17 protein-coding genes are annotated in these 25110 nt (G+C 47.2%); 9 read left to right on the top strand and 8 right to left on the bottom strand.

Annotated elements, in window-relative coordinates:
- The first annotated feature begins 92 nt into the window (after window positions 1-92).
- Window positions 93-977: a hypothetical protein gene (locus AC5JL3_RS14325; RefSeq protein WP_496075113.1), complete on the top strand. Its 885-nt coding sequence runs from the start codon at window positions 93-95 to the stop codon at window positions 975-977.
- Window positions 978-1378: 401 nt separating this feature from the next.
- Window positions 1379-4540, top strand: a complete 3162-nt coding sequence (locus tag AC5JL3_RS14320; protein WP_496075112.1) for an MFS transporter — start codon at window positions 1379-1381, stop codon at window positions 4538-4540.
- Between the two features lie 290 nt (window positions 4541-4830).
- Here the strand turns inward: AC5JL3_RS14320 and AC5JL3_RS14315 are convergent, their stop codons facing one another.
- Window positions 4831-5052 (bottom strand): hypothetical protein, encoded by a 222-nt coding sequence (locus AC5JL3_RS14315; RefSeq protein ID WP_496075111.1) that lies wholly within the window; start codon window positions 5050-5052, stop codon window positions 4831-4833.
- Between the two features lie 94 nt (window positions 5053-5146).
- Window positions 5147-6496, bottom strand: coding sequence for a TMEM143 family protein (locus AC5JL3_RS14310; RefSeq protein ID WP_496075110.1), 1350 nt, complete (start codon window positions 6494-6496; stop codon window positions 5147-5149).
- Between the two features lie 183 nt (window positions 6497-6679).
- Between AC5JL3_RS14310 and AC5JL3_RS14305 the strand changes: the two genes are divergently transcribed.
- Window positions 6680-7336, top strand: a complete 657-nt coding sequence (locus AC5JL3_RS14305; protein ID WP_496075109.1) for a DUF938 domain-containing protein — start codon at window positions 6680-6682, stop codon at window positions 7334-7336.
- Between the two features lie 177 nt (window positions 7337-7513).
- On the opposite strand, the gene AC5JL3_RS14300 is transcribed toward AC5JL3_RS14305, so the two are convergent.
- The gene (locus AC5JL3_RS14300; protein WP_496075108.1) at window positions 7514-7915 is read right to left on the bottom strand and encodes an ExbD/TolR family protein; all 402 of its coding nucleotides are present in this window, start codon (window positions 7913-7915) and stop codon (window positions 7514-7516) included.
- A complete protein-coding gene (locus AC5JL3_RS14295) occupies window positions 7899-8549 on the bottom strand; it encodes a MotA/TolQ/ExbB proton channel family protein (protein ID WP_192219570.1) in 651 nt (216 codons plus the stop codon). Before AC5JL3_RS14295 ends, AC5JL3_RS14300 begins: the two co-directional genes overlap by 17 nt.
- A gap of 683 nt (window positions 8550-9232) precedes the next feature.
- Between AC5JL3_RS14295 and AC5JL3_RS14290 the strand changes: the two genes are divergently transcribed.
- The 6 genes from AC5JL3_RS14290 (at window position 9233) to AC5JL3_RS14265 (ending at window position 15665) form a co-directional block, all read left to right on the top strand.
- Window positions 9233-10966 carry a TonB family protein gene (locus tag AC5JL3_RS14290; protein ID WP_496075107.1) on the top strand — a complete coding sequence of 578 codons (1734 nt, stop codon included), beginning with the start codon at window positions 9233-9235 and terminating at the stop codon, window positions 10964-10966.
- 117 nt (window positions 10967-11083) lie between these two features.
- Window positions 11084-12145 (top strand): MORN repeat-containing protein, encoded by a 1062-nt coding sequence (locus tag AC5JL3_RS14285; protein ID WP_496075106.1) that lies wholly within the window; start codon window positions 11084-11086, stop codon window positions 12143-12145.
- A gap of 38 nt (window positions 12146-12183) precedes the next feature.
- Window positions 12184-13218, top strand: a complete 1035-nt coding sequence (locus AC5JL3_RS14280) for a FecCD family ABC transporter permease (protein ID WP_496075105.1) — start codon at window positions 12184-12186, stop codon at window positions 13216-13218.
- A complete protein-coding gene (locus AC5JL3_RS14275; RefSeq protein WP_496075104.1) occupies window positions 13215-14258 on the top strand; it encodes a FecCD family ABC transporter permease in 1044 nt (347 codons plus the stop codon). The genes AC5JL3_RS14280 and AC5JL3_RS14275 overlap by 4 nt, the downstream gene beginning before the upstream one ends.
- A 20-nt stretch (window positions 14259-14278) precedes the next feature.
- Entirely contained in the window at window positions 14279-15079 is an 801-nt protein-coding gene (locus tag AC5JL3_RS14270) for an ABC transporter ATP-binding protein (RefSeq protein WP_496075103.1), read from the top strand.
- 133 nt (window positions 15080-15212) lie between these two features.
- Window positions 15213-15665: a globin domain-containing protein gene (locus AC5JL3_RS14265; protein WP_496075102.1), complete on the top strand. Its 453-nt coding sequence runs from the start codon at window positions 15213-15215 to the stop codon at window positions 15663-15665.
- Here the strand turns inward: AC5JL3_RS14265 and AC5JL3_RS14260 are convergent.
- From AC5JL3_RS14260 to AC5JL3_RS14245, 4 genes are all read right to left on the bottom strand, one after another.
- On the bottom strand, window positions 15654-16433 hold the full coding sequence (locus tag AC5JL3_RS14260; protein ID WP_496075101.1) for a thioesterase II family protein: 780 nt from the start codon (window positions 16431-16433) through the stop codon (window positions 15654-15656). The two genes, AC5JL3_RS14265 and AC5JL3_RS14260, sit on opposite strands and share 12 nt — an antisense overlap.
- Window positions 16434-16442: 9 nt before the next feature.
- Entirely contained in the window at window positions 16443-17861 is a 1419-nt protein-coding gene (locus AC5JL3_RS14255) for an aspartate aminotransferase family protein (protein ID WP_496075100.1), read from the bottom strand.
- Window positions 17862-17985: 124 nt separating this feature from the next.
- The gene (locus tag AC5JL3_RS14250) at window positions 17986-24003 is read right to left on the bottom strand and encodes an SDR family oxidoreductase (RefSeq protein WP_496075099.1); all 6018 of its coding nucleotides are present in this window, start codon (window positions 24001-24003) and stop codon (window positions 17986-17988) included.
- Between the two features lie 61 nt (window positions 24004-24064).
- Complete coding sequence (locus AC5JL3_RS14245) at window positions 24065-25105, bottom strand: TauD/TfdA family dioxygenase (RefSeq protein WP_496075098.1); 1041 nt, start codon at window positions 25103-25105, stop codon at window positions 24065-24067.
- Window positions 25106-25110 lie beyond the last annotated feature (5 nt).

Genomic DNA, 25110 nt, shown 5'->3' with positions numbered 1-25110 from the left:
GGGGTTAAATCCGCCCTGCTTTTGGGGAGGAAACCAACCACTTGAATCACAGTTACAAGTTACCGTTGAATAGTGTTAGTTTTTTACGATTTATGTTTCGCAAGTTAACTATCATCTTAATATCTCTGAGCTTATGTTGGACTACATTAGCGTGTAGTACACCTAACTCCTCACAGTCTTACGGAAATCCGAATAATACAAATAGGACTACCTCAGCTGCACCAACACGGGTGAGTGATGGTCGTTATCCTGTGCAACAGGCAACCTATGACGACGTTAATGGCGAGTACACCCTGATGCTGCTGAATACCCAGCCTGGGACTCCTCCGACATTTCGCACGACAGACTTACAAATGGCGCGTCTGACTAACGAAGAAATTGCAGCCGGACAGAAGAGTTATTTGAATGTTGAGAATGGTCAGCCAGCGTTGCACCTGACGGAAGACTTCAAAATTGAATACGTCCACAACGTTACAGAAAATCAGGTTAACCCTCAAACAGGTCAACAAGAAACGGTTGTAGTGCGTCAGCAATCTAGCTTTTGGACTCCTTTTGCTGGAGCGTTAGCAGGTCAAGCCGTTGGTAGCTTGCTGTTTTCACCACGCTACTATGTGCCGCCAGTTTATCAACCCGGTGTGATTATGACTGGATATGGTGGTTATGGCAACACATATGGTCAAGCTGTTCAGCAATACCAAACCCGCTATCAAGCGCCACCACCAGCCGTCAAAAATAGTCAAAGTTTTCGGACAACAGGCCGTTTAAGAACTCCTTCATCGAGTCAACGGACAACGGTACGCCGAGTACCACAAACCGGGACTCGCTCCACGGGTTCAGGTTACGGTTCCAGTACTTTGCGCCGCTCTAACCAACCTTCTTCAACAGGAGCTAAGCGCTCACCCAGTTTTGGTAGTAGTAGTAGGCGATCGAGTCCTTCAAGGGCACCTAGCTCATTCGGTAGTCGCAAACGACGCTAGAGTAAAAAGCAGTGAGAGACATTCCTAGGTGTGTCTCTTTTTTGATTTGTACAATTTGGCACTCAGTGCAGCTTCGCGGAAATAACTATGCAGTTGAAATCCCCCTATGTCCTCATCTGGTGCGAGGAACTGCTTAAAAACTTCTACGAGCCTGCACTCAGCCTTTCTCCGTTTCCCTCTTTAACTATCTTTTTTCAATAACCCGTTGCAATAATCTAGCTACCTCTCATGGTAGACATTCTCCAAGACCTTGAGAACTTTCTCCCCTTGGGGAGATGATCATAACCCTCGTAAACAACGATTCTGTCGTTTAAAGACTGTGATTTTTGCCGAAGTAGGGCGAGCTATTCCAGCAATCTTTAGACTTACGCGACACATAAACATTGAACGAGGAAGAAATCATGTTTCAGAGTGGGGGAATGGCACTAAAGCTTAGTAGCTGGGCATTGTGGTTAGCACAAGTGCCAGTTAATCCAGATATTGATACGGCAGAGGATGCGGCATTGGTCTTTAGTGGACCACAATTCTTGACTGCCTTGATTGCTGGAGTATTGCTGGCGTTTGGCATCCAGCTATTATTAACAAATTTATCTGTTGCCGCTGGTATTTCTTACTTAGGGCATCAATCAGACTCCGATAATACTCACGATGATAAAGGAGGTAGCGTAGGCGGTACGATCCGCAAAATCAGTACAGGTGTAGGGATTTGGACTCTGATAACGGTCACGATCGCTTTATTCCTCGGTTGTTTATTGGCGGTGAAGCTGAGCTTGCTTGAGAGTGCAGGACTAGGGGCAATTGTTGGCTTAGTCATCTGGGCAACGTACTTCTCGCTGCTATTTTGGGTCAGTTCAACAACTGTGGGTTCTCTAATCGGCTCAGTGGTGAATGCCGCGACTTCCGGTTTTCAGGCGATTGTGGGAACCGCCGCCGCCGCAATTGGGGGCGGGGCTGCGAGTCGCCAAGTCGTTGCCACAGCAGAAGCCGCCGCGTCGGCAGTGCGTCGTGAATTCAGCTCAGCGATTGACCCAGTTAGTCTTCGGGAGAACGTAGAGGACTACATCCAAGCACTACGACCTCCAGAATTAAATATCCAATCGATTCGGCAAGAGTTTGAAAACTTACTGAATGACCCGAATTTAAAGCAAATTGCTGGCAGCGATCACCTTCGCAATATTGACCGACAAACCTTTGTGGATTTGATCAGCAGCCGGAGCGATTTATCCAAGCGGGATATAAATCGCCTTGCAGACCAACTCGAAGGCGCGTGGAAGAAAACCGTGAACCAACTGCCGACACCACAAGGCGATCCCATGGCAGGCTTCTCCGACTTTATTAGGTCAGCTACACCCGATCAGTTAGTTGGCAATCAATTTACTCAGAAGCTGGACGAACTCATTTCAGAAGTGCGTCAACTCCGCCAGTCCGGACTGCCTGGTCAAAGCAGTGGTGGTGGTCAGCCTCAAAAAGCTACAGGTCCTGTCGCTCAGGCGATGACAATGGGTGTTAACAGCTTGATTGGCATGGTGATGGGACGTACTGACCTCTCCGACTTTGATGTCGAAAAAATTGTCGGTCAGCTAAAAACAGTTAGAGACCAAGCGGGTGCTCAGGCGGGTAAAATTGCATCTCAGGTGAATCCCAATACACCAGCACTACCCCCCAGCACAGTTCGGACAGATGTAGAAAACTACTTGCTCAATACTCCTAGCTGGCATTTGAGAGGGGAAAGAGTTGATCGGGACTTCCGTAATGTGCTTTATGACCCGGAAGCAGACCCAGAAGTTGTTGCTCAGGAATTGGAGCAGCTAAACCGCTCAGATTTTGCTGATGTGCTACAACAACGGGGTCTCTTGACCCACAAGGAAATCCGATTGCTGACTACACAGTTGGAATCGATTCGCTTAGAAGTTTTGACTACAGCCAGAGCCGCCCAAGAGCGTGGGCGATCGCTTGCTCTGTTGCGCCAGGTAGAACAATATCTGCTCACCACCCCGAAACAAGAGCTGACTCCAGAACGAATTCAGCTCAACCTCACGCCAATTCTGGAAGACTCGGATGCAGATTTTGGACAACTGAGCAATCGTCTTGCCCAGTTTGACCGTTCTACCTTCGCCCAGATTCTGAGCCAGCGTGGGGACATTACACAAGAAGACGCTAACGTAATCATTCCTCAGCTTGAAACAGCACGCGATCGCGCTTTGAGAGAATCACAAGAACTGCAAGAAGCGGCTAAGGCACAAGCCGAAGCGCAGTGGCTCAAGGTTCAATCCTTGCTACGCGATACGGGTAAAGCTGAACTGAATCCCGATCACATCAATCGGGAACTGCAAATGCTTTTGGATAACCCACAAGCTGGACTTGCCGCTCTCCGCTCCCGTGCATCTCGCTTTGACCGTGATACCTTGGTACAGCTTTTGAATCAGCGTCAAGACCTGAGCGAGGATCAGATTAATCGAACGCTCGATCAGATCGAAGGAGCGTGGACTCGCATCAGCTACACGCCTCAAAAACTCGCCGGAAAAGCGAAAGAGCAATACGACCAGGCAACATCGACAATTGCCAATTACCTACGCTCCACGGGTAAGTCGGAACTAAATCCTGAAGGGATTCAGCGTGACTTAAGCAGACTGCTCAATGACCCGAAAGGTGGAGCCTTGGCGATCAGAGGACGTTTAGCCTCAATGGATCGAGATACCTTAGTGAAGTTGCTCTCTCAACGGCAGGACTTGAGTGAGGAGCAAGTCAATCAGATCATTGACCAGGTACAATCTACCATTCGCGACATTGTTAAGGCTCCCCGTCGTCTTGCTCGTCGGACTCAGCAGCAGGTGCAGGATTTCCAAGGTGCGATCGCAGATTACCTGCGTTCCACGGGTAAGGATGAACTGAATCCCGAAGGGATCAAGCGTGATGTCCAACTCCTGCTCAATGACCCCCGTGCTGGCGTGTCGAGTCTGAGTGATCGCCTTGCTCACTTTGACCGTTCTACCCTAGTTTCCCTTCTGTCTCAACGGGAGGATATCTCTGAGCAGGATGTGAACCACATTGTTGATAATATCCTCGGTGTCCGCGACCAAGTGATGGGACAACTGCGGGATTTGCAACTCAGCATCCAGTCTGTGATTGACCGCACCTTTGCCAAAATCCGCAACTACCTCAACAGCCTTGAGCGACCCGAACTCAACTACGATGGCATCAAGACTGACTTGCGTAAGTTGTTTGATGACCCACAAGCGGGTTTTGACGCAATGCGCGATCGCTTAAGTCAGTTTGACCGCAACACTTTAGTTGCAATTGTGAGTTCTCGTGAAGATATTTCCGAGGCAGACGCTAACCGAGTCATTGACCAAATTGAGCGTACCCGCAATAGTGTGTTGCAACGGGCAGAACGCATCCAATCGGAAGCACAACGACGTCTTGATGAAGTCAAGTATCAAGCGCAAAAACAAGCAGAAGAAACTCGCAAAGCGGCAGCGTCAGCAGCTTGGTGGCTATTCTGGACAGCACTTGTTTCTGGGGCGGCTTCAGCGATTGCAGGTGCGGTAGCTGTTGCGGGTTAATACTTAACCTTTCCCACTCAATCTCAATCTAGAAAGCCTCTCAACATGAGAGGCTTTTTTTATAACGCATCTCACGGCGTAATCGGATGATTACCCAGGTTATCAGCAGCACTATGAAAGGAGAGATCAAATATTTCTAAATGGAACTGTGAGATGTCCTGGTATCAATTCAAGCTATGGTAAAGAGCGATCGCATATCGCGGAGGGATAGACCAAGCTGGTTCAGCATAGAGGAACTTTCACTTCTGATAGCCATAAGAATTCTGTGCATCTAGTAATGACAAGTCCTTTTAATCGAGTGTAATCGGATGCGCTTCAGACACCAGTGCTAAGTCATTGAGAAGACTGCGGAGGTAGTTAGCAACTTTTCTAATACGCGAGGCGTGTAATCGCCCTTCTGGACTCATCTGGACAATATCTCCAACTAGCAGTTCCACACGCCGATCGCACAAAATGCCTGCCGCAATCATGCGATGATAGTCTGCAACTGACCATTTAGCTAGGGTGGTCATTGAGTGAGGACTCCTACTTGCTTGACCTAACAATATCGTAGTGCGATCGCCTTTGCCAGAAAACTACCTGCGATCGCATTTATCAAAAGCTTTTCTACAAAGGTGTTCCGTTATATCGAAAGGCATTATCCCAAACCCAATCGATCACAACCCTAGCATCCTTCAGTGGAAGAACGTGGCAGTATCCCTGGTTATCATAGGACAGCAATGGCACTTCAGGCGCATCGGCATCTTTAACATCCGCGAACACCCTTCCCCGGATATCTTGCAGATTGTCCAAGGGGCCATGAATATCAAAGTTAATTTTGGTGCCTAATTTCTCCTCCATCCAAGTCTCAATTCGAGAGTCTAGCTGTTCAGGATTGAGTAGTTTTGGGCTAGTCAGGAGATGGTAATACACCAGAATAATTTCCTTGCATTCTTCTTCCTCAGCGATATCAATAAGCATCTGAAAGACGCTAGCATTGTTGGCTAAGTTCTTGAAGAACAGCGTATCAGTTATGTCTTTCTGAAATTTGATTCTCTTGCTTTTGTAATTGCTGTATTGTTTGAAGGCAAATCCACCCAATGCCATTGCCAATGATAGGGTCGCTACTAAAATAGGCATTACATTCCGCAGCTTATCCTGTTCAACATTCAATAAGTTCACCAGGGATGGTGCATTGAACACCAGCAAAATGGCAGCAATGAGCAATAAAATATTCGGCAATGCTTTTAGAATTAATGGAACTGCAGCACCAATAGCTGGAATACCAAATAGCAGCCGATCCTTCCAAGTCATACTTGTTTCAATATTTGGGAAGAGTAGGTCAACATCGTGCTTCGGGATATTCTTGTAAAAGTAGACATACATTTTACCCGGAGTAAACTTCAGTTCTTCTAAGTTATTTTTATTTGGCTTCTTAGCACGAAAGTATCCTGCTCCTTTGAACTTAATCAATAAAACAATTCGTTCAAAAATATCAATCGTCTTTTCTTCCTTCCAGAAGAAGAATTTTTTAACTTTAATTGTCTTATCAGTATCACCCCGGTAATAATAGAGAACATCATCAAAGTCATTAAAATCAACCTGGGTTCTGAGGTTAATTAGAGACTTTTTACCTAAGGCGTGTTGCATGATCGATTCTGGCAAGGGAATATAGTTGGCTCTTTCTAAAATATGCTTGAACGCAGCAACTACTTTCGCTTCCATCTCGTCGTACTGGTCGAGACTCGGCTCGTTCAGGGGTTGAACGTCCGCATTAGGGTTGAATATCACATAGTTATCTTTGATAATTTCTAATGTTTTATGGAAGCGAAAGTGGTAGAAAGCAGATAGAATTTGACAAAAATCTTTAAATGTTTCAGTATCAGCGGGATTTAACTGACCATCTTTCAGGCAAAGATCGATGATATCGGTACGACGGTAGGGTATATATGCTTCTCGATTTTCGGAAACTGCCATGAGCTAAAATTACTCAAAATTTAGCGATTCTTCTGAATTCAATTCTAATTATTGCTTCTGCTTCGGCTCAAGCCTATCAAAAGGAGGATTTAATTAGTAAAGGGCGATCGCAATAGCAAATAAGCTGGAGAGGACTTACCCTAAGTGAAAATGGTTAAGTTCCGACCAATCCACACGGCCCAGATGAATGAATCCCTAGATGCCCGACAGTATGCCCCTGCCACACAACGAAATCGAGAACCCATCCTAAATGTACTTTTACAAGTACTGCCACCCACAGGCACAGTGCTAGAAGTCTCTAGTGGGACAGGAGAACATGCAGTCTTTTTTGCGCCCCGACTCCAGCCTCGTAAGTGGATTCCGTCTGACCCAAACCCATTGGCGCGAGGCAGTATTGCAGCATGGCGAGAACACTGTCCTGCGGATAACTTGTATCCCCCAATCGCACTGGATGTCCGTGACCCAATCTGGGATGTGGAGCAGGATGAACTACCGGAACCGTTGCAGGATATAGACTTCAAACGAAACCCAATTGTGGCGATCGTCAACATTAACATGATTCACATTTCCCCCTGGTCAGCCTGTCTCGGATTGTTGGCAGGGGCGAGACGGATTCTTCCACGGGATGGCGTTCTGTATCTCTACGGGCCCTTCAAACAAGGGGGCAAGCATACAGCACCCAGCAATGCTAATTTTGATGAGAGTCTTCGGGCGCAAAACCCGGAGTGGGGTGTGCGGGATCTGGATGAGGTGGTGGCAGTTGCTCAAGCCCAAAATCTTTCGCTAGTCGAAACCTATGCTATGCCAGCGAATAATCTTTCCGTTATTTTTCAAGCGTGAGTGTTTTAAGGCAATTGAGTGATGTTGGCAATGAATGAGTTTGGCATAGTGCGATCGCTTTTTGGTTGAGTTCTGGTATGAGGAGCGATCGCACAAAATGCCTAGCGCAATTAGGCGATGACTGTTTGTGACACTCGAAGGGCAGAATGTAGGTTATAAAGTCGAGAGCGATCGCGACTACTGTCTCTGGGCTGCGATCGCTAATTTTGCCCCCTCAACTTGACGCAAGCGATCCATCACACTTACCACCCGACCATGATCGACTTTTTCATCGGCATTGACGATCACGAGCGATTCAGAATTCGGTTCTACAAGAGATCGCACTTCCTGCTCAAGAGCTTCTAACTCAATCGGCTTACGGTTGAGTGCAATTTCTCCATCCGGCTGAATCGTCACAGTAATTTTGGTGCTGGGCTGACTTTGTGCCGTTGCCGCACCTGGTAAATTCACGGGTAGCCCTTCTGAACGGGTCAAATACAACGTCGAAATGATGAAAAACGCCAAAATCGAGAAAATCACGTCGATCATCGGCACGATGTTGATTTCCGCTGGCTTCTCTGATTCATCGGGAAGTCGCATAGACATCTCTCCCTTGCTCGTATTGACGGCGATACAGTAGTTCCAATTGACCACCGTACTCCTGAATCAACGCTAGCTGCCGTTGATATAAGCCACGAAACATGTTGGCGAAAACGAGGGTGAAGATGGCTACAACTAACCCCATCACTGTCGAAACTAAGGCTTCAGAAATCCCTCCAGTGACTCCCGCCGTGCGGCTACCCCCGACATCACCAATCTTCAGGGAAGAAAAAGCAGTCATTAAGCCCAAAATCGTTCCCAACAGACCTAGCAGTGGAGAAATGCTGACAATCGTATCAAACACGGTATTAAACCGTTTCAACGTTGGCAGTTCCGCCTGTGCTGCACTCTCTAAGGCGAGGCGGAACTCTTCTGGGTTGGGGCGATCGAGTTCTAAGGCTTCGAGGAAAATTTTCGCAATAGGCAGATCGGCATTCTGCCGTAGATAGTTGATAGCAATGTTTGGGTTTTGCTGGTAGAGCTTCAAAACCTCACGGACAACTCGCTGTTGGCGACGAGTAACCCGAAACCAAAATATTAACCGTTCGGCAATCAAGGCAACTGCCACTAAGGAAAAACAGAGTAAAGGCCAGGCGACAATTCCACCTGCCTTAAAAAACGTGATAATTGGCATGCACTTTCTGGCAATAGTGACTCAAAAAGCTCAGCCAGTTTTTCGGCTTACTGGGCGAGAACAAGCTGAGAATTCTTTTCAATAGAATTATTGCTAATAGTCCTCATTGTCAAGTATCCCGGTGAAAAAATCTTGCGTATTGGGGAGTGGCGAGAAAGTTTTCAGCAACGAATTGAAGGCTAAAACTGCTGTTATATCTGGTTTTAAGCCACTTTTTGCCTTGGAATCCGTTGCAACTGCATTAAAGTCTCTTACTTGACAGGCGTCGCAAAGCCATATTACTACATGCGACTTAATGAAAAAGATTTTAACCAAGCAGGGGATGACATTACCTGAAAGCCTTCAGAAGGCGCTAAAGAGCGAAGTTTGACAGCGTGTCCGGGGAGGGATGGAAATAGGGCTTGAACCTATAGCATATTATTGCGATCATTCGTCAAGTGCTTGAGCTTCAAATATTTCAACAGGAGCAACGGATTTGAAATTATTTGTCAAGGTATTAAAGAATACAAGCGTCGTGATTCTTCGGTTTTTGCCGAACGCTCCTGGCGCAATGCCTCAAGTTGTTTTTCTTGACAATAACACCTCAGTCATTTTATGGTTTAACACTTAATGCAACTTATATGCAATAATGTGGAGCGATTCAGACGGTATGCGCTCCGGTAATTAGGGAAAGTGTTTAGGGCATGAGCATTTCAAGCTTCTGCATCGAGCAACGCGAGAAGGAACAAGAGGCTCTCAAGAAGTTCCTGACAATTAGCCTTGTCGGTTCAGCCGTGTTTCATGTGGTACTTGGTTTCGGCATAAGCTGGCTGTGGGCGAAACAGCCGGAACTTGCCGATGATCCGATTGAAATCATCGTGGTTGAAGAACCAGATACCGAAGAGAAACCGCTAACAGATACTCCAAAGCCGGAGCCGACGCCACAGCAACCCATTAAAACTGAGGCTCCCAAGCCTCCGATACCTCAACCCACAATCCCCACAGTACCTCTCACACAAAAAGCTCAACCCGCACCCTCAGCTCCCGCAGCACCTCAAAGAGCGGTGACCCAACCAGTACCCAATCTACCAGCAGCGCCGCCTCAACCCGTCGCGCCACCTGCACCAGCCGCACTAGCTCCGCCAACTCAACCGACAACGGAACCCAGACCCATTATCACACCTCCCCAGGAACCGACTTCTAAATCCTCAGAACCTGCCCCTATTACACCACCGGAGTCGGTAGCAATCGATCGCTCCGCACCTCCGGGCCCAGATCGAAGTTCTCAACCGCTTCAAACTGACTCAGACACGAGGCAAGTTAGAGAACGCTTGAGTGAACCCACTCAGTCAGAATCAACAGCATCACCAACGGATGACTCCTCAGAGTCCAACCCTGCATCCCCAGGAGCAGTGGCAACGAATCGCTCAGCACCCGCACGACCAACAGGGGTTTCTGGACTACTTTCAGATGCCTCAACTGTTGCTAGGCAAATTAGAGAAAGACTGGGCGGCAGTTCCTCCCAACCCACAGCATCTCCAGGTGAGGGCAGCTCAAACGCTAACCCCGCATCCCCAGGAGCAGTGGCAACAAATCGTTCAGCACCTCCACGACCAAGGGGTGCTTCCCAGGCACTTCAAGGTTCCTCCCCGGACTCCCGGCAATTTAGAGAGAGTTTCAGTGGTGGGAGTTCCTCTGAAACTACTTCAGTTGGTGGTGGCGATTCCATTGCTAACCCTACATCAGGCGGAGCGGTGGCAGCTAATCGTTCAGCACCCCCACGACCAGGGTCAGGAAACGGTGTCCCAGGCAGTTCTGGGACTGGTTCTGGGACTGGTTCTGGAAGAGGAGGAGTGAGTTGCATTAGTGGCTGTCCGCCTGAATATCCATCCATCCTGGATGGCAAAGAAGGTAACGCAGTTGTCCGGGTTGTGGTGGATCAAAGTGGCAATGTCGTTGATTCGGCAATCGCAGAAGGTAGCGGTAATAGTCAAATTAGGGAAGCTGCGATCGCTGCTGCGAGAAAGATGAAGTTTACAAAACCAGAAGGCGGAAGGCGCGTTGCGGTTCGAGTAACGATTAACTTTACGCTCGCAGGGTCTGATTTTGACCGTCAAGCCCGTGAACGTCAAGCACAGAACGAGCGCGAACGCCAGCAGAGAGAACGGGAACGCCAAGCACAACTCGAACGAGAACGTCAAGAACAGCAGCGTCAGGCGCAGCTTGAACAAGAACGCGAGGAACGGGAACGCCAATCGCAACTTGAACGGGAACGTCAGGAACAGGAACGCCAATCGCAACTCGAACAGGAGCGTCAGGAACAGCAGCGTCAAGAACGTCAGGAACAGGAACGACAGGAACAGGAGCGTCAAGAACAGCTTGAACGGGAACGTCAGGAACAACAGGAAGAAGTTCCGCTCTCCGTACCTGCCCAATAAGCTTAATAGACGCTACTAATGTCGATTTGCCTTTAGTCAAGCCAGATGTGATTCATAAACATTACAACAACCAGCAAGAGTTCACCAAATCAAGGAGTTTAGAGGTTTTTCAGAGTTATGCTGCGGACAATCAGGCGCTTCGGAATAACCCTATTAATTGCTTCAAGCTTAGAGATTGCAGGCGTAATCAGTAATTCACTGCCAGCAGTGGCAGCCGTCGTGACGTTACCCGATGGGGGACGTTGCGAAGGGGAAATGACCAACGGTAGCCTTAACGGCAAAGTCACCTGCGAATACGCCAATGGCGATCGCTATGAAGGCAATTTCACAGACGGGAAGAAACAAGGTCAAGGAGTGTACACCTTTGCTCAAGGAGGGCGTTACGAAGGAGAGTTCACCGATGACACGCCGAGTGGCAAAGGTGTTCGGGTATACGCAGATGGCGATCGCTACGAAGGCGAGTTTCGTGACGGTCAGCCCAACGGCATGGGAGCTTACATTAGAGCCGATGGGGGTCGTTACGAGGGACAATTCACGGATGGCAATCCCAGCAGCACGGGAACCTTCATCTTAGCGAATGGCGATCGTTGCTCTGGAGAAATCAGCGACAGTCAAATCAACGGCAAAGGAGTTTGCGAATACGCCAACAAGAACCGCTATGAAGGCGAACTGCGTAATAGTCAGCCTAATGGTCAAGGGGTTTACACCTTTGCTGAAGGGGGGCGCTACGAAGGTCAATTCAGCAATGGTCAATTTAACGGTAAAGGTGTCCGGGAATACGCCAACAAGAATCGCTACGAAGGGGAATTTAGCAACGGTAAGCCACAGGGTCAAGGAGTTTACACCTTCGCCGATGGAAACCGCTACGAAGGTCAATTTAGTGATGGTCAATTTAATGGCAAAGGAGTCTTCACCGAAGCCAATGGAAATCGTTACGAGGGCGAGTTTAGTAACGGGAAGTTCAACGGTACTGGGGTCTACACGTTTGCCAATGGCGATCGCTGTGAAGGAAAGTTTAGCGAGGGTCAGTTAAACGGTCAAGCAGCCTGCAAGTATTCCAGTGGAGACAGCTTTCAAGGAGAATTCCGCAACGGCCAGAGGCAGGGGCAAGGTGTCTACATTTTTGCCGATGGAACCCGTGTGGAAGGCAATTGGAATAATGGGGAACTTCAACAATAGTTTCCCTTATTATCGACAACGATTGAGGAAAGAAGCGATTGGCAATCGAGAGCGCTACTACAAATGGGTCAAGTATAAAACGAGTGCGTCCCTTACTCCTAATCGGTTTGGCACTGAGTTTGTTAATTCTGCTAACGCTTTTGGTGGCGAGCATTACTTTGGGCGCAGCTAAGATTCCCCTTAGCACGATTTATGACGCTTTCACAGCGTTTGATGGCTCTACCGACCATCTGATTATCTACACTGTACGGTTGCCGCGATCGCTAATTGCCGTTTTAGTCGGTGCCGCTTTAGCTGTCGCTGGTGCGCTCATGCAAGGCTTAACTCGTAACCCCTTAGCTGACCCTGAAATCTTGGGAATCAATGGGGGGGCTGCTCTAGCCGTAGTAATCGCCATTTTCCTCTTCGGCACCTCCTCTCCAAGTGTCTATGCTGGGTGTGCCTTCTTCGGTGCAACAGCTAGTGCCATTAGCGTTTATTTTCTCGGCTCTCTCGGTCGTGGAGGACTCACCCCGCTCAACCTCACCCTAGTAGGTGCGGCTCTCACGGCTCTGTTCTATTCCCTTATGACTGGCATCCTCATCCTCAGCCAGAGGACACTCGATGAAATTCGCTTCTGGCTGGCTGGCTCCTTAGCGGGTAGCGATTTCACCTTATTGTCGCAAGTATTGCCTTACATCATTATCGGATTAGCGATCGCATTCGCTTTAGGCAAACAAATCACCACCATTACTCTAGGTGAGGATGTCGCCCGCAGCTTGGGTCAACAAACCGTGTGGGTGAAAGTACTCGCGGCTGTGAGTATCGTTTTGCTAGCAGGGAGTGCTGTTGCGATCGCAGGCCCAATCGGGTTTGTTGGTCTTATCATCCCCCACATCGTCCGTTTTCTCATCGGCGTGGATTACCGTTGGATTTTGCCCTATTGTGCTGTTTTTGGTGCCATATTACTGCTCATCTCCGATATTGGGGCGCGGTTGCTAATCCGACCACAGGAACTACCTGTAGGAGTAATGACGGCTATTGTCGGTGCGCCATTTTTCATCTATCTTGCTCGGTGGAAGGTAAAGCGATGAGAAAAAGCTGGCTGGTCATTCGTCCCTGGCAGTTACCTCTGTCTTTCCGCCTAGAGCGACACGTTCCATCGACACTGTTGGTACTCGGTGCGGTCATTCTTGCAGTAATGGTACTGAGTGTAGGACAGGGCGAGTATCCCATCCCACCCTTGGAAGTTTTGAAAACTCTCGTGGGATTACCCACAGCTAACCCGGACTACCCCTTTATTATCAACACGCTACGCTTACCCCGAACGCTAGTTGCCTTCGGTGTTGGCGTAGCATTAGGTATCTCCGGCACCATTCTTCAAGGTTTAACGCGCAATCCCCTGGTAGAACCGGGGATAATTGGCGTGAATGCGGGTGCGAGTTTAGCTGCCGTCGCCCTGATTGTTCTGTTTCCAAATGTTCCCCTGTTTGCTTTGCCTGTGTCTGCCTTCGTTGGTGCGTTGGCTGTCGCTATCTTCATTTACTTACTGGCATGGGACAAGGGTAGTTCCCCAATCCGTCTGATTTTGGTTGGTGTCGGCATTGCTGCTGTCATCAGCGCGTTGACAACGTTACTGATTACCTTTGGTGAAATCGATAGTGTCACTCAGGCATTGGTTTGGCTAGCAGGAAGTGTCTACGGACGCAGTTGGGAACACCTCAGATCATTGCTGCCTTGGCTGGCTGTGTTTGTGCCACTGTCGTTAGTGTGGGCGAGACAACTCAACATAATCTCTCTGGGAGACGACATCGCTAGAGGACTGGGAATGCAGGTTGAGTGGCAGAGGAATTTGCTATTGCTGACGAGTGCGGCAATGGCAGGTGCAGCAGTTGCCACGGCAGGCACGATTAGCCTTGTCGGCTTGATGGCACCGCACTTGGGGCGTCAGTTGGTTGGGCCAAATCATGAAGGGTTGATGCTCACAGCGGCACTGATGGGTGGACTGATAGTGGTGCTGGCAGACTGGTTGGGGCGGATACTCTTTGCACCCATCGAGATTCCCTGCGGCGTGATTACCGCAGCAGTTGGTGCGCCCTATTTTCTCTACCTACTAATCCGCAACCGCAAGTGATGAACCGACCAATGCACCCTATGAACCGACTCTCAACTCGCAAGCTGACTCTAGCTTATGATGGGGTATCCATCATCAAGAGCCTTGACCTGGAAATTCCTCTAGAAAAGATTACTACCCTGGTTGGCCCCAACGGCTGCGGTAAGTCAACTTTGTTGCGGGGACTGGCAAGGTTACTGAAACCTCGTGCTGGCGCGGTTTATCTCGATGGTGCTGACATTTTCAAGCTATCTACAAAAGCTGTAGCAAAGCGACTGGGGATTCTCCCTCAAGGTCCAGTGGCTCCGGAAGGTTTGACCGTTCGAGATTTGGTGGCTCAAGGTCGTTATCCCTATCAGAATTGGTTGCAGCAGTGGTCGAAAGACGATGAGTGTCTTGTCGAAAAGGCACTCATGACTACAGGAATGATCGAGTTGGCAGACCGAGCGCTCGACACCCTCTCAGGAGGACAGCGACAGCGAGCATGGATTGCCATGGCATTAGCTCAGGATACGCCTATTCTCTTGCTCGATGAACCGACAACGTTTCTGGACTTGGCCCATCAAGTCGAGGTGTTGGATTTGCTTTATGAGTTGAACCAGAGTGAGGGACGAACGATTGTCATGGTGCTGCACGACTTGAACCAAGCTTGTCGCTATGCCGATAACATAGTGGCAATGCGACAGGGGCAAATTATTGCTCAAGGAGTACCAGAGCAGGTGATGACGGAAGCAATGGTACGAGAGGTGTTTGAGTTAGATTGTCGGATTGTGCCAGATCCAGTCGTGGGAACGCCGATGTGTGTGCCAATTGGTCGGCGAGTGAAGCTGAGGAACCGCTGATATCCTTTGATTAGCTCTGCTGTTTGAGCTAGCTCATAGAAGTCATTCGGAATGCTCACTATATTGGGCTTAGAAACAAAGCGGTAAACAAAACCGCGATGAACCGAAGCTCACTAAATGAGAAGTTCTGAATATGGTTAGCCAAAAAACAATCGAGATCGTCAAGTCCACAGCACCCATCTTAAAAAATCAAGGGAAACAAATCACGACTCGAATGTATCAAATTATGTTTCAGAAGTACCCACAGGTAAGAAACAAGTTTGATATGTCGGCTCAAGCTGATGGTTCTCAACCTGTAAAATTGGCAACAGCTATCTATACTTATGCCAGCCAAATTGACAATCAGCCTGCTTTAAAGTCAATGGTTGAAAGGATTGCTCATCGCCATGTGCAGACTCAGGTCTTACCGGAAGAGTACTTTATTGTAGGAGAGAGCTTACTGCAAGCGATGAAGGATGTATTGAGGGAAGCCGCTACAGAAGAAGTGATGGCTGCTTGGACAGAAGCTTATCAGGCATTGTCTGAAGTCTTCATTAACAGAGAAGATGACATTTACAAGGAACAAGAAACGCCTTTAGCTTCTTGAGTCGTAACTAAGCTCGGTCTGATGCAGTTTGTTAGAGAGCGATTGTAGTAAAAGCGATCGCGCTGAGTGCAGGAAAAAATGATCGCCAGGAAGCATCTGTAATGAGAAGGCTGCATTTGTCTGCTCCCGCCAAGCTTCTAATTCGTCGCAATTGACCTCTCGATCTTGCAAGCCCCCGAAGGCAGAGATGGGGCAATCTAGCGGTGGTTTGGGAGCGTACACATAAGTTTCAAGCAAGGCAAAATCTGCCCGCAGAACAGGAAGAAGTAACTGCATCAGTTCAGCGTTCTCTAGAACCGTTTCAGGTGTGCCATTGAGTCGGCGCAGTTCATCCAGAAATGCTGATTCCGGCAAAGCATGGATGGGTGGGCGTGGAGTAGGTATTTGAGGAGCGCGGCAACCGGACACAAATAAGTGAACTGGACTTAATCCATAGTCTCTGCCGAGTTGCTGAGCCAGTTCAAAGCTGACGAGTCCCCCCAAACTGTGACCAAAGAATGCAAAAGGTTTGTCTAAGTAAGGACGCAGGGTGCAAGCGAGTTCTGGGATGAGAGCAGAAAGCTGAGTGAACGGAGATTCCATCAGTCGGCTTCCTCGTCCAGGCAGTTCAATCGGACAAACTTCGACAGTTGATAGCAAACTATCAGACCAAGTGCGAAAACTCAAAGCCCCACTACCAGCGTAGGGGAAACAAAATAGTCGCAGTTTTGCCTGAGGATTTTGCTTGGGACAAGTTACCCAAGAGCTAGAGGTTGATGTCGTTGTCATTGCAGTTGTTTAGTGTGGCAATTTAGGAGAAAGCGGAGGTAACAAGCCTGCATTTCGTAGTTGTTCTGCACTATCTTTAATCGCTTGGACAATGTAGTCAAGATCTGCATCGGTATGCGCTGTAGATAGATAACCACCCGCTCGGAGTAGATAAACTCCCCTTTCGAGTAGGTGATAGCGTAACAACTCGATGCTCTGCGAAGATGTAGAATTTTCCGAAGGGGCAGAACTTCCTGAGGAAGCAAGACCGAAGAGTGAGCCAAAATTCGCCATGCGGATAGGCAATGCATTTTCTACAAAGCAATTATTTAGGGCTGCAACAAACTGCGATGTGCGTTGATTCAATTGCTCTTGAAGAGTAGACCCTTGAGTTTTTAGATGCTTAAGGACAGATCGTGCAGCAGCCATTGTGAGTGGATGCTTACAAAAAGTGCCTGCAAAAAATGTTGTTTTCGCTTGAGGATAGGAGGCATCGCCATAATTCCACATACCGCCATCAATGCCATCCATATAGGCAGCCTTTCCCGCAATAATTCCAATCGGCATACCGCCACCGACAATCTTTCCATAAGTGGCTAAGTCGGCTTCAACGCCAAACCATGCCTGTGCGCCACCCGGATGAATGCGAAAGCCTGTTACCATTTCATCAAAGATTAAGGCGATTCCTGATTCTTGAGTTAATTGTCTCAGTTGATGGAGAAATGTTTTGGGCTGTAAGTCAGGTCGTGTTGTTTGTACAGGTACAACTAAAACAGCGGCTAATTCTTGCTTGTGGGCTGCGATCGCATCGAGTGACTGAGGATTTCCATACTCTAAAACCAAAACATCTTCTACAACAGATGGGGGTATTCCTGGAGCAATGGGAACTATCTGTAGATTTCCATCTATTGTTTTTGCTTTAACTAATGTTCCATCAAAATGACCGTGATAAGAGCCTGAAAATAACGCAATTTTATTGCGGTTTGTTGCCGATCGTGCTAATCGTATCGCCGTCATCACCGCTTCTGTACCCGTATTGCTAAACGCAACTCGCTCCATTCCTGTGAGTTCGCAAATCAACTCTGCAACTTCACCAGCAAATTCTGATTGAGGGCCGATTTGTATGCCTTTCTCAAGTTGCTCTTCTAGGGCTTCTTTTATGAAGGGCGGATTGTGACCAAAGAGATTAACTCCTAAGCCCATCATGATATCAATATATTCATTTCCATCCACATCCCATATTCGGGAGCCAAGAGAGCGCTGGGCAACGATGGGATAGAAAAGTTCTTTGAAGGGGAGGCTAAACCCTTCGGAGGCTCTAATATCTGCGAGAACTGGACGATAGGTTTGGGTGAGTTGTTTGGAGGTTTTTGTCCGCTTAGTGTAGCGTTCAATTAGTTCATGTAGATACTTTTGTTGGCGTGAAATTGTGCTGTCTGTTGTTTGCATTTTAGGGTTATGGAGGTAAATGTTGGTTAGTTTTAGAGGTTGTAACTACGCTGTAATCCGCCAGGGATTCAAATCCCTAGCTCATAGCTGAAGTCCATTAAAATGGACTGGAAATTTTTGTCAGCTAACACGACATATTTCTTACATGTGGGGCATGAAGAAAACTGCTTTGAATGAGATAAGAGAAGTAGGTCTGGAGCAATTCAGAATTGACTGACGGACAGACGATTGAGGTATTTGTCAGTCCTTCGGTTGTATTGTGGCAATTAAACTTTAATGCGGCTGAGTTTGAGGTTTTTTCTAAAGAGTCTTGAGTGCTGGTGCGATCGCTTTCCATTCCAGCAAAAAACGGGATGAGTGGGTACAGAGGATTATCTGAGAAACGCTCCGCAGCATTGAGAAACTCGGCTTGCCACTGATTATGAGACATCAATTGGATAGGATAGCCAAATTCGCCAATCCAGTTAAACAACTCGAATGAGCGGATGGGATGAGGATTAGATAGGTGAAATATCTTGCCGAAGGATTGTTCTTGCTTGGATAAATGAGCGATCGCTTTACTCACATAGTCCACAGGAGTCATATCCACTGTTGTATCTACATCTGGGGCAAATCCAAGCTCGATAAAGCCTTTGAGCATTCTGTAAAGGCGATCGTTGGTGTTACAGACACCCGTTTGGCTGTGTCCCGATACGCGCCCCAGCCTATAAATAGAAACAGGCAATCCGCGATCTCTTGCAGTGGCGACTAACTTCTCAGCAACCCATTTAGTTTGACCATAGCCCCCCGATGGCACTTGGCTGTGGTTAAAGCGGTAAAGTTCTTGAATCCCCTTAACTTCAGCATGACTCGCTGAAGTCAAAACGCTAAGGGTCGAAATGTAATGGACGGGCTTCACTCTAATGCGACTAGCTAACCTCAGCACTTCTTGCGTTCCCAGAACATTCGCTGCCTTGAGAGTAGAGTAAGGATGAATGAGATTAATCGATGCAGCATTGTGATAGATGGCATCAACTTTGCCAGCCATAACTTGAAACTGCTCTTCAGAAAGACCCAAAAGCGGCTGAGACAAATCCCCCACAACGGGGATAATGCGGCGGCTTAGCAATTCATCCCAGAGCAAATAGGATTCGAGATGGCTTTGAAGTCTCTTTTTCCCTAACTCGGCATTGGGGGAACGGACTAAGCAATAAATATCAGCCGTAGTTTGTTGGAGGAGTTCGTAGAGTAAAAACGCTCCTACAAAGCCTGTTGCTCCAGTCAAGAAGATATGAGATGGCTCAGTTGTAGGCTCAAATGATGTATCAGGGTAGATGCTGGGGTCGAGTACAGCTTCAGCGTTTAAAGCTGCAACAGTTACCTTACCCGTTGGGGTAGATGCTTTTGGTAAGTCAGAAGGAGTATACCCTTTAGCCTCAAGGGACTGGCAGCAGTTAATCAATTCCCGCAACGCTTCTATAAAACTCTCAGCCAACCGTTCAATCGTGGCTTGACGATGAATTGCCTTGCTGTACGTCCAATCCAGTCGTAGTTGCCCTTCTGCAACAATTCCATTGATATCTAGCAGATAGCTTCGGTTTCCCCGCAGGCTGCGCGCCACTCCGCAGGACTCTTGAGCGGGTTTAAACAAAGATGACTCTTGGAATATCTGGTCAGTCTGACCCAGATAGTTAAACCGAATTTCAGCCTTCGGTGAATGTAGTTGCAAGGATTTTGAGAGATATCGCAGCACGCCATAGCCAATGCCTCGATTAGGGATACGCCGCAACTGCTCTTTGACTGCCTTCAGGGCATCTCTCAGACTAGAAGCTTCCTCAATATCCAGCAATACGGGGAAGATGGTCGTAAACCAGCCGACAGTCCGCGACAAATCTACATCATCGAAAATTGCTTCCCGTCCATGACCTTCTAGATCAATAAGCAAAGAACGTTCACCTGTCCACTGAGCGAACGCTTGCATCAGCGCTGCAAGTAGAACCTCGTTGATTTGGGTTTGATATGCTGCTGGTACTGCTTGTAGCAGCACTTGGGTTTCTTCCCGACTGAGAGTTACCGATACTGTGCAAGCTTCAGCTACGCTATTGTTGCCTCCAGGAAAGTCTATCGGTAGGTGAACAATCTGCTGACGAGACTCAGCCAGCCAGTAGTCCAACTCTTGCTGGAGTGTTGCTGACTGTGCGTACTCCTGCAATCGTTCCGCCCAATGCTTGAAGGAAGTAGTTTTCGGTGGTAGTTGGATAGCTTCGCCTTGGTTAATTTGCTGGTAGGCGGTTTGGAGGTCTTCTAACAAAATTCGCCAGGAAACGCCATCAACGGCTAGGTGGTGGATGATAATCAGCAGGCGACTGGGCTTAACCTCTCCCCCAGCCCCTCTCCTCTTAGGAGAGGGGAGTCCAGTTCCTCCATTCCCTTGTAGGGAAGCCGGAGCTTTAGTGAGGAGGTTAGGGGGATTAGGTGACTTTTCAAATACATTCTTAGATGCACCCAAGTCAAACAGAACCACTTGCACCAGTGGCCCTGAGGAGAGATTTAGGCTGGTTTGGAGTTTGGTAGCAGCGTCAGAGATAGCAGATTCTTGCTCTATCTCTGACACGGTTGACAAATCGACGTGGGTAAACGGCACGATTGCGTCAGGACTGGCGTTAACCTGCTGCCACCCCGATTCCTGGCGAACAAAGCGCAGGCGTAGAGCATCGTGGTGTTCGAGCAATTTCTGCAGCGCTTGCTCTAATAGTACCGGAGCGATCGCTTGCTGCACTTCCAGCAAAACAGCCTGGTTCCAGTGGTGCGAATCGGGAAGATTTTGTTCAAAGAACCAGTGTTGAATGGGGGTAAGCGGCACTGAACCCATCACTAGACCCTGTTCGGCTTGAATCGTTCGATTCGTGCCAGCCACGGCTGCAAGTTCGGCAATAGTTTGATGCTCAAACAGTTGCTTGGGGGACAGTTGCAGACCAGCCTGGTTAGCTTTGGCGATAATTTGCATACTGAGGATGGAATCTCCACCCAACTCGAAGAAGTTATCGTGGATTCCTACCGTTTCAAGTTGGAGAATCTGAGTCCAAATCTCAGCCAGAATTTTCTCAGCCGTCGTGCGAGGTGCGACAAATGTTTCTTCCAAATTAGATCGAGCCATGTCCGGGGCTGGCAGTGCTTGGCGGTCTACCTTACCATTTGGTGTCAGGGGTAGAGCTTTCAGCCGCACGAACGCTGATGGAACCATGTATTCGGGTAACTTTTCCTGTAGGAAGCCGCGCAGGTCGCTCGATTTTAGATTTTGGAGTTTGGATTTTGGATTTTTAGGTTGTTCGTTAGGGACAACATAAGCTACGAGGTGTTTTCTGCCTGGTTCGTCCTCTCTCGCTATGACTACGGTTTCGCTGATGCTAGGGTGTTGTCTTAGGGCGGCTTCAATCTCACCTAGCTCTATGCGGAAGCCGTGAATTTTGACTTGGTTGTCAATTCGCCCGATAAACTCAATGTTTCCGTCTGGTAAGTAACGGGCTAAATCTCCAGTTTTATACAAATAAGAGTTTTGAATTTTGAGTTTTAAGTTTTGAATTGAAGAATTTTCTTCTAGTTCATCACTCTCTAAGAAGGGGTTATTAATGAACTTCTCGGCAGTCAGTTCAGATTGATTTAGATAGCCCCTGGCAACTCCCGCACCGCCAATATGTAATTCTCCTGGTACGCCAATGGGGACGGGTTGCCCCTCAGAGTCCAGCAGATAGATTTGGGTGTTTGCAATGGGACGACCAATCGGAACAGTGGCAGTAAATTTCGATCCCCCCTTGCCCCCCTTTTTAAGGGGGGTAGATGTAGCGGATGGATTGTTGGTTATTGGGTAGGTTAGTACGCCTACGGTGGTTTCTGTTGGCCCGTAGTGGTTGAAAATCTGACACTGTGGGGTTAATTGTTGAATTTGCTCAATCAACGTCCAACTACAAGCTTCACCACCAAGAATTAGCCGTTGCCGAGGCAAGATGCGTTTGGGATTAGAAGAGGTTAGTAAAGCGGTAAGGTGAGATGGAACAATCTTGAGACAGTCGATCGCATGGCGTTGAAAATAGTCGGCTAGTGCTTCTGGATTGGATGCACGCTCAGATGATATTACATGGAGACACCCGCCACTACATAGAGAAGGGAAAATAGTTGTGTTGCCTAAGTCGGCGGCAAAGGTGGAAACGGTGGCAAAACTGGTACAGACGGAAAGGTCTAGCTTTTCTGCGATCGCATTTACATAATTAAGCAGTTGCCGATGCTCGACAGCAACGCCTTTGGGTTTACCTGTTGAGCCAGAGGTGAACAGAACATAGACTAAATTCTCTGATTTAACGTCGCTGCTAAGATTTTCTTGACTCTCTCGGTCGATAACCTCCCAATCGGTGTCTAAACATATCACCTGCGCTGTGCGATCGCAAAGCTTTTCGGCTAACTGTTGTTGAGTCAAAAGAACCGATACTCCGGCATCCTGTAACCTAAACGCTAAACTCTCTTTGGGTAAAGCAGGGTCTAGCGGAACGTAGGCTGCGCCAGCTTTGAGGATACCGAGGAGTCCTATAATCAGGTCGAGAGAACGCTCTACAAACAGTCCCACCAACACATCTGGTTTAACTCCCAGTCGCTGGAGGTGATGAGCCAGTTGATTAGATCGCCTGTTTAGTTCAGCATAAGTTAGCTGCTGGTCTTCAAAGACAACAGCAACACTGTCTGGTGTGCGTTCTGCTTGTTCCTCGAAGAGTTGATGGATGCAACGATCTAGCGGATAATCGGCGTGCGTCTGGTTGAATTCGACTAATAGTTGTTTGCGATCGCTAGGCTTGAGAATTTCTAGTTTTCCGATTTCTACTTCGGGATGTTTGACAGCACTTTCTAACAACGTCTGAAACTGACTCGCCAAGCGTTCAATAGTTTCTACATCCAATAAAGATGAATCGTATTGAAATTCTACGGTTATAGAATCATTTTGGCGGAGACAGGAGAGTTTAACCTTGAATCGGTCAAAACACACATACTGCTTATCAACTGAGAATGACAGTTCATTAGTGCAATAAATTTCAGGCTGTTCTGAATAATCAAAACTAAAGGGGAAAAATGCTGGCTCTTGGTTATTCTCAGTTAAATTGAGCACTTTATCCCAATCAAAGTACTCTTGCCACTTGTAACACTCACTAACTGATTCGTCAGCTTGCTTAATAATTTCACTGAACTTTAGTTTCCTCTCTAGATGACCAGTTATCGGTAAATGTTTTGCAAGCAAACCTAGCGCTTGCTCTAACTCCTCATATTTTCTGCCATTGAAAGCCCTACCTACAATAATCGTTTGCTGTCCGGTAACACGCCATAGCAGAATCTGCCAGCAAGTCAATAAAAATACAGAGAGTGAACTATTATACTTCTCAGCCAGTACTTCTATCTTTGATACTAAATCGTGATTGAATCTGAGATTCAGAGAGTTAGGTTGAAAATCTATTATTTCATCAAATTTATTTTCAAAAGGTAGCCTTAAGCAAAAAGCAGCATCAAAGTTCTGTCTTTGCCAAAACTCTACTCCTGTTTTTGTATCTTCTGATTCTAAGAGTTCATTTTGCCATTCAGCAATATCAACATACTGAGTAGGTCTATCTAATAATTGTCCATTTTTATGATTTGTAGCATATGAGTTGATAACTTCGTTTACTAAATTCAGGAGGGTGGCTATATCGGCACAAAGAGCAGGAAGACTAATAATCAGATAATGCTTTTGAGACGATAGAATAACTAGAGATGCATAGAAAGATATCCCATCTTCAAGAGTTAAATGTCGTTGAAGTACTTCATCAAAGAGGGTGTCACATTTAACCTCTTGTTCTTGAGTGTCTAAACTTCTTAAGTCGTGATAATGAATTGATAAGGTACTGCTGTCAGTGATGACCTGAAGAGGAATGGTCATTCCTGGTAAGCAGCGGAAGGTTGTACGAAGAATCTCATGTCGATTGACAACGTTCTCTAAGGCGAGTTCTAAACGTTTTGGATCGAGATTTCCCTCGATAAGAATAGCGTACTGAACGCGGTAAGGTAGTGTTGCATCAAATTGTTGCAATGACCACAGATGCTTTTGTTGAGGAGAAAGTCGATATCCCTCAATGATTTCATTTTTCATAGTAATACCTCTGTTTTTAATTTATGCTCTAAATTCTGCTGATTAATTTGGTTATTTTGACTTATTTGCCAAACCGTTCTGCCATACCTGCTAAGACTTTTCGGAGACCGACAAATGGATTCCGACCGTGACAAGCCAACATATTATCAAGTAACAATACATCTCCTGTCTGCCAGACAAAAGTAATGGCTTCTTGTTTATAAATATCACGAATTTCGTCTAATACTGAGGTTTCAATTGGCGAACCGTCACCGTAATAAGCATTACGTGGTAATTCTTCCTCGTTGAACCCAGCAAAAAGACCTTCTCGAACAGCGGAGTTTAAGCTTGATACGTGAAACAAATGGGCTTGATTAAACCAAACGTCTTCCCCCGTCTTGGGATGCATGGCAACCGCGTGACAAATTTGGCGTGTTTTTAGACTATCTTGGTCGTACCATTCAAACTCAATGCTATTGTTGCGGCAATAATGCTCTACCTCAGATTTGTCGGTTGTTTGAAAAACATTTTGCCAGGAAAGATCGAGTCCATGTCTGTAGTTTCGTACATACATGACTTGTTTTTGTCTAAATTTTTCTCGGATGGTTGGATCGATGCGCTGAAAAACTTTTCTGCTGTCAGCAATCGGTGTTTCTCCTCCTTGCTGTGCAGGTTGTACGCAGTAAAAGCCAATTTTTATAGGCCAGTTGCGGGAGTAGGACATTTCGTTGTGTAACGGAATGGATTGCTCGGCTGGATATTCGGTTGAGGTGTAGATGTTGCCACTGACATGATTGCGTGGTGTTGAGCGATAAGAGTACTCTAATAGCTCCCCAGAAAGAGCTTTAATGAAATTCTCAAAATCAGCGGCTCCATTGACCTGAAAGTTTCGGAAAAGTATACCGCCGTTTTTTAGTAAATTGGTTTCGATAAACGGTCGATTGTTCTCAGCCCAAGCAGTAAGATTTAAACCGTTTATAGAAGGCTCAACTATTAGAGGTAATAGTTTACCTGGCTCTAGATATTCTGCTTTTACCAAGTCTTCTTGAGCAATGCTGATGACTTGCCGCTTGAATGCTCCTAGTTTTTTGATACTAGATTGGTTGATTTCTGCATCTTTCATGATTC

The organism is Symplocastrum torsivum, assembly GCF_059505465.1.
This window is presented reverse-complemented; position numbering and strand designations above follow the sequence as displayed.